At 59.7% G+C, this 11,831-nt stretch carries 14 protein-coding genes; 10 read left to right on the top strand and 4 right to left on the bottom strand.

Annotation, left to right across the window (positions count from 1 at the left end; translation table 11 throughout):
• Positions 1–52 precede the first annotated feature (52 nt).
• Entirely contained in the window at positions 53–1,561 is a 1,509-nt protein-coding gene (locus AC1RQ5_RS14635) for a type IV secretory system conjugative DNA transfer family protein (RefSeq protein ID WP_493199896.1), read from the top strand.
• On the opposite strand, the gene AC1RQ5_RS14640 is transcribed toward AC1RQ5_RS14635, so the two are convergent.
• Positions 1,558–3,081, bottom strand: a complete 1,524-nt coding sequence (locus AC1RQ5_RS14640) for a MobA/MobL family protein (protein ID WP_493199897.1) — start codon at positions 3,079–3,081, stop codon at positions 1,558–1,560. The two genes, AC1RQ5_RS14635 and AC1RQ5_RS14640, sit on opposite strands and share 4 nt — an antisense overlap.
• Positions 3,082–3,246: 165 nt before the next feature.
• Positions 3,247–4,356 carry an AAA family ATPase gene (locus tag AC1RQ5_RS14645; RefSeq protein WP_493199899.1) on the bottom strand — a complete coding sequence of 370 codons (1,110 nt, stop codon included), beginning with the start codon at positions 4,354–4,356 and terminating at the stop codon, positions 3,247–3,249.
• 274 nt (positions 4,357–4,630) lie between these two features.
• Between AC1RQ5_RS14645 and AC1RQ5_RS14650 the strand changes: the two genes are divergently transcribed.
• The 3 genes from AC1RQ5_RS14650 to AC1RQ5_RS14660 all read left to right on the top strand — a co-directional run bounded on the left by AC1RQ5_RS14650 (position 4,631) and on the right by AC1RQ5_RS14660 (position 6,748).
• A complete protein-coding gene (locus tag AC1RQ5_RS14650; RefSeq protein ID WP_493199900.1) occupies positions 4,631–5,086 on the top strand; it encodes a hypothetical protein in 456 nt (151 codons plus the stop codon).
• Between the two features lie 295 nt (positions 5,087–5,381).
• Positions 5,382–5,762: a hypothetical protein gene (locus AC1RQ5_RS14655; protein ID WP_493199902.1), complete on the top strand. Its 381-nt coding sequence runs from the start codon at positions 5,382–5,384 to the stop codon at positions 5,760–5,762.
• 11 nt (positions 5,763–5,773) lie between these two features.
• Complete coding sequence (locus AC1RQ5_RS14660; RefSeq protein WP_493199904.1) at positions 5,774–6,748, top strand: tyrosine-type recombinase/integrase; 975 nt, start codon at positions 5,774–5,776, stop codon at positions 6,746–6,748.
• Positions 6,749–7,263: 515 nt separating this feature from the next.
• Here AC1RQ5_RS14660 and AC1RQ5_RS14665 read toward each other — a convergent pair.
• Positions 7,264–8,103 (bottom strand): tetratricopeptide repeat protein, encoded by an 840-nt coding sequence (locus AC1RQ5_RS14665; protein ID WP_493199906.1) that lies wholly within the window; start codon positions 8,101–8,103, stop codon positions 7,264–7,266.
• Positions 8,104–8,329: 226 nt separating this feature from the next.
• Between AC1RQ5_RS14665 and AC1RQ5_RS14670 the strand changes: the two genes are divergently transcribed.
• The gene (locus AC1RQ5_RS14670; protein WP_493199908.1) at positions 8,330–8,764 is read left to right on the top strand and encodes a hypothetical protein; all 435 of its coding nucleotides are present in this window, start codon (positions 8,330–8,332) and stop codon (positions 8,762–8,764) included.
• Positions 8,765–8,788: 24 nt separating this feature from the next.
• Positions 8,789–9,196 (top strand): hypothetical protein, encoded by a 408-nt coding sequence (locus tag AC1RQ5_RS14675; protein WP_493199910.1) that lies wholly within the window; start codon positions 8,789–8,791, stop codon positions 9,194–9,196.
• Between the two features lie 236 nt (positions 9,197–9,432).
• Here AC1RQ5_RS14675 and AC1RQ5_RS14680 read toward each other — a convergent pair whose 3' ends face one another.
• Entirely contained in the window at positions 9,433–9,708 is a 276-nt protein-coding gene (locus AC1RQ5_RS14680) for a hypothetical protein (protein ID WP_398475264.1), read from the bottom strand.
• Between the two features lie 161 nt (positions 9,709–9,869).
• Here AC1RQ5_RS14680 and AC1RQ5_RS14685 point away from each other — a divergent pair, with 161 nt between their 5' ends.
• The 4 genes from AC1RQ5_RS14685 to AC1RQ5_RS14700 all read left to right on the top strand — a co-directional run bounded on the left by AC1RQ5_RS14685 (position 9,870) and on the right by AC1RQ5_RS14700 (position 11,167).
• The gene (locus tag AC1RQ5_RS14685; protein WP_398475262.1) at positions 9,870–10,013 is read left to right on the top strand and encodes a hypothetical protein; all 144 of its coding nucleotides are present in this window, start codon (positions 9,870–9,872) and stop codon (positions 10,011–10,013) included.
• A gap of 168 nt (positions 10,014–10,181) precedes the next feature.
• Complete coding sequence (locus tag AC1RQ5_RS14690) at positions 10,182–10,346, top strand: Flp family type IVb pilin (protein WP_398475260.1); 165 nt, start codon at positions 10,182–10,184, stop codon at positions 10,344–10,346.
• A 316-nt stretch (positions 10,347–10,662) separates the two neighbouring features.
• The gene (locus AC1RQ5_RS14695; RefSeq protein ID WP_493199912.1) at positions 10,663–10,884 is read left to right on the top strand and encodes a hypothetical protein; all 222 of its coding nucleotides are present in this window, start codon (positions 10,663–10,665) and stop codon (positions 10,882–10,884) included.
• Between the two features lie 61 nt (positions 10,885–10,945).
• Positions 10,946–11,167, top strand: a complete 222-nt coding sequence (locus tag AC1RQ5_RS14700) for a hypothetical protein (RefSeq protein WP_398475256.1) — start codon at positions 10,946–10,948, stop codon at positions 11,165–11,167.
• The last annotated feature ends 664 nt before the right edge of the window (positions 11,168–11,831 follow it).

Raw genomic sequence — 11,831 nt, forward strand, 5'->3', positions numbered from 1 at the left:
GTCAGGCAGCGGGGAAGCTGCCTGGTGAAACGATTGAGATTTGCCTGAGTAGTTGAAAGGTACCACGACCGTGCTCGGCGTACTAAAAGGATTTTTCCTTCCTGCTTATTGGGCCGGTCTGGTCGTGGTGGCGCTATGGTCGCTCATCACGAAAAAAGCACCACAGGCATGGCGGTGGATTAGAGGGCAAAAGCCTGCACCCACGCACGGCAATGCAGGTTTCGCCTCGCTGAAAGAGCTGCAGGCGGATGGTCACTTAAAGCCCGGCGGCTTTCTGCTCGGCATACAGGACGGCAAACGCGTATTCGCGAAGGCGGAAGCTTGCGTGCACTTCTTTGCGAAGCGGGGTGAGGGCAAGAGCCAAACCATGGCGGCGAACATCAATTACCTCATGGAGCTGCCGAAGAAGCCGGACTTCATCATCAACGACCCTTCGGGTGAACACTTGAAGGCATTCAAGGACAAGCTCACCGCAGATGGGTGGGAGTTACTCGTACTCGATCTGGATAATCCCGCCGCCACTGCATTTCGGCATGCGAAGTACAATCCGCTCACCGCGCTCACGAACTCCACTCAGTATACATATGGTCGGGACGTGAACGCGCTCGCGTCCCTGCTTGTGCCGGATGCTGGGGAGCACACGAGCAGCCAGCACTTCATTGATGCCGCCCATGGCGTCGTTGCTGCGCTGATTGACTGGGAGTTTCAGAACAAGGGAAGCGCCGCCACTCTGGCCGAACCGGTCCGCCTTCTCACCACGGCGAAAGAGGAAGAGCGGGACAAGGTTATCAAGCTGATTGAAGCTTCGGGCTCCGATACGGCGAAAGCAGGTGTCAACGTCTTCACCCGCGTCGGTGAGCGGGAGAAGGGGAGCTTTAACTCCACCCTCGGGCGTAAGCTGCGGGTCTACAATGACCCGGCGCTTGTGGAGCTGATGACGCCCAACGCCTCTCCATGGACATGGGAGGATGTCTTCTTGCTCGATAAGCCGGTCGGCGTCTTCATTGTAGGCGGCGACGGCGGATTGGTGGCGGGGGCTTTTAACCGGCTAGTCATGGGGCAGTGCATTGAGGCAGTCGAACGCTTCCGCCGGATACACAAGCGGGCGCTGCCAAAAGGCCTGCGGATGTTCGTTGACGAGGCAAATGACCTCGGCGCCTGTATGCCCTTGCAAGATGCCGTGACGCGCCAGCGAAAGGCTGGGGTCAACACCTTCATGTGCTGGCAGTCCATTGCGCAGATAACCTCGAACTACGGCGGTAAGGACAAGGCTCAGCCTCTGATTGATGGATGTGACTGGATCATCACCGGCGGTCTGAAGGATACGAACCTCTACGGTCAGGTTACGACCTTGCTCGGTGACTACACCGCGAACTCCAAATCCGAGAACCAGGCCGACCACGGGAAGAGCCAAAGCCTCAGTGAAACCGCCCGTGCTCTCCGCAAGCGCGACGAGCTAAAGAGTACCCCATGGGGAAAAGCTGTCGTTCTAGCTGACCGGCGGAACGTCCTGCTGGACCTCCCATTCACCATCAAGGATGGCGGTGTGACGTACCGCTAATTCGATAGGCCACGGTCAACCCGCTCGTCTAAGTCTTCTGCCTGCAGCTCCTCCAGCTCCTCAATGAGGTCTTCACGGCCCATAAGCTCAAGAGCATCGCGATACTGCGAGGTAGAGATAAGCTGTGCTTCGTAGAGGTCGGCGAGGTCTTCCACGGTGACGCCATCGAGGTAGGCGTGCGCGGTGTGAGACAGGATGCCCTCGGCGCTTTCGAGGGTGGCATGCTGGCCATACTGGGACAGGGTTTGTTCAACAGCGTTGCGAGTGTTGGCAACAGCATCGGCATGTCGCTCCTTGTCCCGCTCCCAGCGTGCCACCTGTTCGTTCGCCTGGCTTTCTGCGATGGTCGCCCGCTCAAGGGTGGAGAGCAGGGCCTCCGCCGTAGCTAGGGCCTGCTCGCCGCGTTTGCGGGTGGCTGTCTTGAACTCGGCCTTCCATCGGCCGAAACCGATTTTGATGTTCATTCCCTTGAGACTGCCGTCTTCGCGCTGAAAGTCCTCCAGCCGGCTCTTTGCATCAGCGAGTTGCTTCTCGGCGGTGGACTTCCGACCGAATGCCTCGGTGCTTTCACGTTCGGCGGTTGCGAGCTGTGCCTGGGCGGAGTTAAGGGCCGTCTCCTGGCTTTCGAGCTTCGCCCGTAGATCCTTCAGGGCACGCAATTCGGTCAGAAATTCGGAGGCGACGATGACCGCTTCACGGGGCGCCAGCTTCTCAACCATCTCGTCCTCGTCGGGAGGGGTTTCGGAGGACTCAAGGTATTCGTCGTCCTCCAGGGCATCAACGTGCATTGGAGGGCATTCCTGGGCGCGGACATCGGAGCCCACCACCTCGTCTTGGCTGTGCTCCGCCATTTCCGGTGAGTTTTGGGCGGCGGTGCCCACCACCCCCTCGGGGACCATTTCGTGCGTATCCACGGAATGGTCTTGCTTCCATCCCCGGTGTTGCTCGGCCGCAGCCACCAGCCCGCGCTCAAGATTCGTCCGCCGGTCGATGCGAACGTCCAGGCCATGCTCGGCCAGTACCCCATTGCACTCAAGCTCCCAGAGCTGCCGCAGCCATTCCGTGCTGTTGGGCTCCAGCCCTTTCGCGGCACGGTCACCCTTGGATGCAGAGAGGAGTGCGACTGACTTCCCGTTTTCGTCACGGTCGATGAAAACGATATGGACGTGAGGGTTGTCAGTATCGAGGTCGTGGAAGGCAGCGAAGCCGCGACCGCGCCCCTTCATCGTCAGCTCCCACAGGAAGCGACGGGTAGCCTCAATCTGCCCCTTGCGACCCAGCTCACGGGGCAGGGCATGCATGATCTTGTAGACGAGGCGGGCATCCTTCCGGGTGTGCCCTTCTGCCCATTCCTCGTAAGCTTGCAGCTCGCGCTTGATGGCGTGCTTGTTGGTGGGAAAATTCACCCCGATGACATGCTGCCGCGCGCTCTCGCGGAGCACGTAGTTGCCGTGGGCCTGCAACGTGCCTGGCGCGGCGCGCCGGGTGATGTTGCTCACGTCGAGCCAGTACAGTGCCATGTTGCAAGAATAACCCGATTTTCCGCTGGGGTCAGGCACTGACCCGTAGATGCGGACTATACAGGCTATTGCATCGCTTCATCGGCAACTACGCAACACATGCTATCCGGTCACTACAGCTCACCGCAGGGCAATAACGGGCACGGGCTGGGACAACACACGGGGTCACTTCATGCCGCACAAAGCGGCTGCTTCACGAATATCGTCCGCCGTGATTACGGTGATTGGGGAATCATCATTCATCACGCGATTGGCCTGCACGTCCGTCACCCGCTCGAACAGGGTGCGCATGTCTCGTGCATTGCCGAAGTCGTCTCCTCGGTTCGCGTGATGAGCCTTCACTGTCCTCCCGACCACGGGATAGGCGGCATCCTCCAGGGTAAACTTCTTCTCGGTGACCATGTTGTCGAAGATTTCAAGAAGCTCCTCGGGGGAGTAGTCGGGGAAATGAATCGTTCGCGTGAACCGGCTCTTCAAACCCGGATTTGACATAATGGCCTTCTGCATCGGCTCGGTGTAGCCCGCGACGATGACAGAGATGTTGTCGCGGTTATCCTCCATGAACTTCACGAGCACATCGACGACCTGCTTGCCGAAGTCCTTGCCGCCGCCTTCCTCGGTTACGAGGGCATAAAACTCGTCAATGAAAAGGACGCGTCCAAGGGCTTCCTGAAGCTTCGCCTTCACCGCCGCTTCGGAGTGTCCGATGTACTGACCAACGAGGCTGGAGCGGTCCACTTCCACAATGCCCTCGCGGGGGAGGATGCCGTGATGGTTAAGCACCTTTGCGATGATGCGGGCGAACGTGGTCTTGCCCGTGCCGGGGTTTCCGGTGAACGCCATATGGAAGCTGTTGGACAGGGCGGGTAACCCGGCTTCTCGGCGCTTGACCGCCATGGCGGCGAGGTTTGCGAGCCGTTGGACCTCGGCCTTTGGACCGGCCATGCCGATGAGCTTGTCCAAGTCCTGCTGATACGTCGGCGGCTTGGGTTTGCCGGGCTCCGGTTCGAGATAGCGTTTGTCGAGCATTGGGTCATCCGGCGGTAGGGCAAATGGCTTTTTATAATAATCGGGTGTCTGGGCAGGGGTATCCCAGACGGAGACCGAGGGCGACGTCGGTGCTGTCTTGGTTAATTGGCGCGGGGCGGCGGCAAGCTGGAAGCTGTACACCTCCTTATCCTCGCGCTGAAGAACGGCGGTGCGGGACGCTTCAAACCGGGTCAAACTCTCGTACCGTGCGACTGCTGCGTTATATTCCTCGTCGGCCACGCGCACCCATTCTTTCCCCTTCGGGACGGAGCGATTGGGATAGGTCGGTCTGCCCTCCAATGCACCTTGTGGGACGACCACTGGCGGTGCTTGAATGGCCGCAGTAGGGGATGCAACTTTCGGGACCGGGGGAGCTTTCGGTGGCTGCGGGGAGACGGATGCCGGTCTGGTGGGCATTGCCTTGGAGGCCGGGGGGCGTGCCTCTAACAGCCGGGCCAACAACCGCAGAGAAAGCATCAGTATCCCTGTCGAAATGCGCAAAATCAGGCTGAGAAACTGCATGCGTGAAAAACTTGCCGGGGTTGTTTTCCGAAGGCTCAATCGGGGGGCGGGGCGTTACCAGTATTCCGAGGTTAACGCCGCCATTCTAGGGCTCCCCTACGTCGAAAGCCAAGAGGTCCCCAAATACATGCGGCGGCAATCCTACGGGGATGTTGCGCGGCTGGGAGAGACTATCCGGGTGGAGACGCACGCGAAGGAAAGCGTCCAGGCGCTTCTGGAGTCGGGCGACCTGGGCGCAATGCAAAAGCCGGTCATCGTGGAATCGGCCCTTGTACGAAGCATGGAGCGATGGCGGGAATGGAGAGACCTCCATGCCAAGCTGGCAGGCTCTGGACTCGCTCCCACTTTAGTCGTCCGCAACACATCCATCGTCTTCGGCAGCGCCACCTATTTCCCCGCGCACATGAGGCTTGCCGTCCTCGCCGAGGAAGACTTCTTCGAGTTCACGCCATGAGGAGCACTTCCGTCCTGCCTATAGCTGGCGGTGTTCTCGCTTTTCTGTTTGCCGCGAACTATGCCGTCGTCCAGCTCGGATACAAGCCGTACCTCTACTGCGGATTCCATGAGATGGCATGGGCGATGTACTCACCATTGCAGGTCTTGATTTCACTCGTCGGAATCATAGGTCTCCTCGTGTTCGGCCTGCGCGGTCGGTGGGGATATGCTACACTGAGCGCGCTGGTCACAGCTTCCGCCTACATAGGGCCGGAGTGGGCGCGCATCCTCTTCTCGGTAGGAAGGAGCTGCGCATGAACCGTGAGGAGCTTCAGGAGATGCGACACGGTATCTGCGCAGAGTACAAAATCAAATACTTCGCCACCTATGACGAAGAGCAGGTGGCGTCGTTCATGGGCAAAGACCCATCGACCATCAAAAGATGGCGAAACGCTAAGAAGATTTTTCCGATCATCGAACCTGGTGGAAAGGGCATCCGATACATGGGTTGGCAAATTGCCGACATGATTATGGGAAGGCCTCAACCGTGGGACTTTACACAGAACGAGAATTCAGGGTCGGAGATTACTGGCTCTCCCAGCGAGCCGGAAGCCAAGCTTGGTACCGGACATGGTACGACGACAAGGCCGAGCAAACACGCCGCTCTTCGCTCCGCACAGCAGACTTTGAAGTAGCAAAAGAGCGATTGGAAAATTGGTTCGTGGGGGAGCGACTGAAGCTCGCCCGCGACCTTTCTGCGTCTGATGTCACTCTCGCGGAAATCTTCAAGGAATACTTCGACAACCACGCCAGCAAACTGCGCTCCGCGGGCACCATCAAAATCCTGCTCCGGTACTGGCTGCAATTCTGGGAAGCTGGGACTGTCGAAGAGGTTCGCGACGTCCAGAGGCAGGAGGAATTTCGCGCTTTCCTTTTTGCCAAGGGGCTGCGGCATAACTCCGTAAACCGCACCTTGGAGATAGGTCGGGCGGCACTTAACCGCGCCTTCAGACGGCACACGCTGTCGTCTGTGCCCCACGTCGAATGCCTGAAGGTTGAGAACGTGAGGGCCATGGGCCGCCACCTCAACCGGGAGGAGCTGCAACGCCTGTACTGGCTCGGCAGCGAAGAACCGCACTTTCGGCTCTACGTGCTCCTCGCCGTTGCGACGGCGGCGAGACCGGAGGCGCTGTACACGCTGACGTGGGACCAAGTGGACTTTAAAAACAACCTCATCTTTCTCAACCCGGAAGGTCGGGCTCAGACATCGAAGCGGCGCCCGGTGGTGAAGATGGGCAAGGTGCTGAAGGCGGAGCTGAAGAAGCTTCCGCAAGAAACTCCGCGCGTCATCATGTTCAGGGGACGGAAGCTTGGTCGGATGGTCAGCATTTGGGAGAAGGTGAGGCAGCGCGCCAGTCTCAAGGGGCGTGTAAACTCTTACTCACTGCGCCACACCTCGGCATCATGGATGCGGGCCAAGGGTGTCCCGCCTTGGGAAGTTTCGGCTCAGCTCGGGCACAAGCTCGAAGGTCACTCCATGACCGAGCGATACACCCATCTCGACCCGTCGTATCTCAAAGCGGCGTGTGCGGTGCTGGACGGCCTCATGTCTTTTGTTTTGTCTCATCCGTTGCAGTACCGTGCCACTCTCCCCAAAAAACCGCTCAAAAAGGCCGCGTAATCATCTGGAGCATTTGGGGACCGACCAGATCCTGTATCGCCTGTAAGCTTCGTAGGATGGGTTAAGCGTTGGCCGCAGGCCGGCGCGACAACCCATCGGCGGAGCTTGCCGCAATCGACAGACAGCATGGGTTGTCGCTTCGCTCAACCCATTCTACGCCTCTGAGTTTACTTCGACCCTCCAAGTCGACACTGCCGCTAACGGAATTTTGCCCTCCGAAAGCAAAGCCGAAATGCACAGAAGAGGCATACGGCAATGACAACGACAAAAGGCGCCCCGCAACGGGCGCCTTTTTCTTTTGGGAGAAACGCAGATGCAGGATGGGTCGAGCGCAGATAGGTCGATGCTAAGCCGCCTCCGCTCCATTTGCGCATGCCGCGTTCTCCGCGTGATCAGGCACCGATGCCCCAGGCCCGCCACGTGGCAAGTCTCGCGTGAATACGGTGGCAAGACAATTGCCGGAGGCGCGGTCTGATCATGTTCAGCATCCCGGCATCACGCGATGTCAGCGCCCGTCACTTCACTTTCAATTCCGCCGACACGCGCTTCAGCGCACTCTGGCCGCTCGGATCGGACGGCGCAAGTTGCGCGTGGATCCGGAAGTCGGCCAGGGCCGCTTGCAGGCGATGTTTCAGCTCCAGCGCCATGCCGCGATTGTAATAGGCCAGTGCAAGTTTCGGATCGAGGCGGATGGCCTGACCGAAGTCTGCGATGGCGCGGTCGAGATCGCCTTTTTCGCCCCAAGCCGTGCCGCGGTTCACATAAGTGCGCGCGGATTTCGGATCGAGCTGCAGCGATTGGGTGTAGTCCGCGATCGCGCGGTCGTTGTCGTCCTTCTTATTCCAGGCGAGGCCGCGGCCATACCAGGCATCGGCATCTTTCGGATCGATCTGGATCGCGGTGTCGAAATCCGCGATGGCGCGGTCGAAGTCGCCTTTGCCGGCCCAGGCGGCGGCGCGGTTGGCGTAAGCGAGGGCATATTTCGCATTGCGCTGGATCGCCTCATTATAATCCGCGATGGCCCGGTCATGATCGCCCTTGTGATACCAGGCATTGCCGCGATTGTTGTAGGCCGACGAATAGGTGGGGTCGATCCGCATCGCGTCGTTGAATTCCACCATCGCGCGGTCGAAATCGCCTTGCGCCCGATAGGCGTCGCCGCGGCGCGTATGGATCCGCGCGAGGCTGCGCCCCGTATATTGTTGTGACTCGATGGCGCGCGTGCAGCCTGCGATGGCGAGATTGTCGGATAGCTTGACGCAGGAGGCCCATTCGTCGGCGATGGCTGCATGCGGCAAGCCGGCGAACAGAGCGACGGCCATGCCTGCGAGCAGCCGGGATGTGGACAAGCGCATTTGAGTATGTCTCCGCACGTTGATGCGAGCAGCAGGGGATGGCCGGTCGCCATGCGAGCGCTCATGTGTCCTTGGTCTGGGCGCAGATCAAATGGTTCATCAGCAGCGAGGGGAGGCGTGCTCACAGTGCTGCATCAGAGTGCAGAAGTTGAAGACGATAGCGCATGATTTGAACGTCACGCGACGTATCGCGACAAACGCGGCAGCAGATCGCCGAGGCGCCGACATGACTCGCAACCGCATATTCCTTCTGGTCGCGCCAATTCTCAGCTGGCTCTATTGCATCGCCTGCCTCACCATCGTGAACCGTCCGGCACCCGTGTTCGAGGACGATCGCTATTGGCCGGCCTCTTTCATGGTTTGCTTCGTCTTCGCGCTGTTGCCGCTCTGGGCCATAGCGGCCATCGATCGCCGACTGTCGCATCGGCGCTGGCGCGCGCTCGTCTGTTTCCTGGCGGGCTTTGCCATGGCCGCCGGGCTGCTGTTGCTCCTCACCATCGAGAGCGGCGGGCCGGAGCTGATGCAGCGCTACTCCGAGGTGTGGTGGTATGTCGGGCCGGTATGGGGACTGCCCGCGGCCATCTGTTCGTGGCTGGTCGGGTCTGCGCCGCATGGCGGCGACGCCGGGCGCATTGAACCCGGCCATGCCGGGCGCGACTAATCGCTTTACCCAAAGGGTCTTGCCATGAAGATGATTGCACTCGGCGCCGTGGTGGCGATGATTTTGCTGGATCTGCTCGGCACCAGATCGAGCGTCGGCGGCCCGATGGGCATGCTGATGATCTCGTTCGTCATCATCCTCGCTGTCGGCATTTACGAGGCGTGGGCGAACCAGCGCGGCCCACTCGGATGGATCGTCAATCTCGTCACGGCCCTCCTTGGCGGACTTGTCGCGATCATCATCGAGGGCATGCTGATGGAAGCGGCCTTGCCACTCCTTCGCCTCGACGGCTCGCTCGCCTCATCGACCAATCCGGCAAAATATCTGCTCTACGCCGCGATGGCGCTTCTCACGGTGCTCGGACCATGGGCGGCATTGCACATCATCAACCGCTTTCGGCAGGGGCCAACGCATCGCGCGGCGGAAAGCTAGTCAGCGCTCCGGCCCTGCCAGCGGAACTACGCTTTCACCGCCGCGTTCACTCGTGCAAAGGGTGATCGCGTTGAAATTCGACGGCGAAGACGAGAGCAGGGAAAACGAGCTGCTGGCAGCAATCGTCGCCGTGCTGTGCGCGGGCGCGCTGACCTTTTTGATCTGGGCGATCTTCGGCCAGGGATGATTGCATTGGAAAGAGAAGGCCGCACACGTGGTGCGGCCTTCTTTCGTCGTTACTTGTTCATGCCGCCTTTGGTCATCTGGCCGTCGCCATTCTTGTTGGCGCCGCCCATGTTCTTGCTGTTCGACATGCCGCTGGTGCCCATATTGTCCTTGCTCATGGTGCCCTTGTTCTGGTTGGCGGGCGCCATGCCTGCACCGGGCGTCTTGGTCTGGTCTGCGGATTCGCCGGTCATCGCAGCACCACCTTTACCCTGGCTGGACTGTGCGGCTGCGAAAGTGGACGACAGCATGAGGGCGCAGGCTGCGCCGATCAGAAGCTTCTTCATCGGTTATCTCCATCGGTTGAGGATCGCTGCGACAATCCCGCATTGATGGCGACGTTCCTGAACTTAACCAGTCTGCAGCAATTATCTTTTGCAAAGACGCCGCGACGCAAAACGAATTCCCTCGTTGCGCGCGCAGAGCAGCAAGGTGATCGGGTGCCGATGTGTGGCGCGACATTCTCAGATGGATCGGCCCGAAGCCACCCGGACGCGCGGAAGAGGGTGATGGCATGGTGCTCGGCATCATCGCGCTGCTCCTCGTCACCGTGAGCCTTCCTTACCTGCTGGGCATTCTGTTCGGAGGCTGATGGCGGTCCATAGGCTGTTTTCGTCCGATATTTGCGTCTACGGCGCGCGTGATTCCGATTTCTTGGCCAAAAGCCAACGCAATTGGTAAAATTTTAAGGGCTTTTGGGCAGGTTCCTCAAAATGGAACTGGCGGTTCCGGTTTCATTTTCAGCACCTGGGAGAGCACTTTGTTGGTTTCATTTGGACGTTTTCTGAAGGACGAACGTGGCGCCACCGCCATCGAATACGGTCTGATCGCCGCCGGCATCGCACTTGCGATCATTGCCGCCGTGAATGGTCTCGGCAGCACGCTCAACACCAAGTTCACGACGCTCAACACGTCGCTGAAGTAAGATCTGCCCGTGGCTGGGGATGCGAAGGCTCTGCCATATGGAGCCGTCGCGTGGGTCAATTTTTTGGAGTAGCCATAAGGCTGCACTGAACATGAAAGGCGCCTTCTCAGGGCGCCTTTTTGTTTTTGGAATACGAAAGAGAGATGCAGGGAGTAGGCGAAGATTCCAGCGATGAGTTGATGCGCGCGACTGACGATCCGTCGCCTTGTTCTCTTCTCGCCTGCGACTCCCTCCCGCCCCATTTCCGAAATAGATTCCCTGTCATGGAACCAAGTTCCACCAGTCAACTTATCTCCACATCATCGGAGATCGAGCCATGCTGGTCGAACGCGGTCTGAAATTGATGAATGTCGAGGCGGTGGGCGATGCCTATGCGATCGCGGCCAATTTCCTGCGGCGCTCCGGCGCCATCCCGGACACGTATGTCACCAATGACCGGCTGCTCGAAATCATCGTGCAGGCGTTTCATCGCGGCGAGGGCAACAAGCTCCGCCTTGCCAATCGGGCGATAGCCCAATTCCAGGCCGCGCCGCACTAGGCGCGTCCGATGTCTAGCGAAACCAAGTCTGACTAAAACCATGTCTAAGGGGAAAGACGACATGCAAATTGCCATCGACCGTATCATGCAGACCTACAATCTCATGGCCAATCGCGCTGAAGCCGCGAGCGAAGACGCGCGCGTCAAGGTCACTGAATATGTGCAGTCGCTGTTCGATGGCGGCGAGACCGACATGCAGCGCCTCACGGTCTGCGGCCTGACCTATCTGCGCGAGCGCGACGGCAGCAATGATCCGGTCAAGGCGGGCTATACCGGCCTGTAAGCGTTGCGTTGAGTTTTGAAAGCCGGCCGTGCGGACGAACCGCCGGCCGGCTTTTTTGCGAGGAGCCGTAGAACGGATAAGGCGTAGCCGTAATCCGCCATTCTACCTCACATTAGCTCGGCCGGCGGATGACGCTCCGCTCATCCGCCTCAGAGTTGCGAATACGTGTTCGTTCTTTGTTCTTGACAAAATTCCCATCGTCGCCATTATCCCGTTTGTCTTGTTCACGAGGGGCGCTCTCATGAGGCGTCTTTGAGTGGGACAAGATGCGGCGCCTGCGGGCAGGGGAGGACGTACCTCCTGCACTCGGGTGGTCGAGGGTCACCGTCCGGGCCCACTACGGGGCCCTGCCGCTAGCGCGGCTGGACGTGGTGCGGGCGAAGGCGGAGAAATCCGTCGGATGACTCCCAATGGGAGTGCCCAGTACCCGGAAGAACGGTCCTTCGACTAGCAAGACGTCGCGGTGGCGCGCCGTAAGGCGTTGCGCGGCTTGGGCTTGCTGGCGATCCAGCTTGCACGGGCAGCGTCAAGTCCACTCAAGTGCGCCTTGCGGCGTGCCACCTCCCCTCATGTTTCGGGGAGGACTGCTCACACCTCGGACGCGCAAGCGCCGCGAGATTGCGAGAGCGTGGCTGTTTGACAGGTTGATCGGGAAGTCGCGCGC

The organism is Tardiphaga sp. GW821-FHT12E02, from assembly GCF_058807155.1.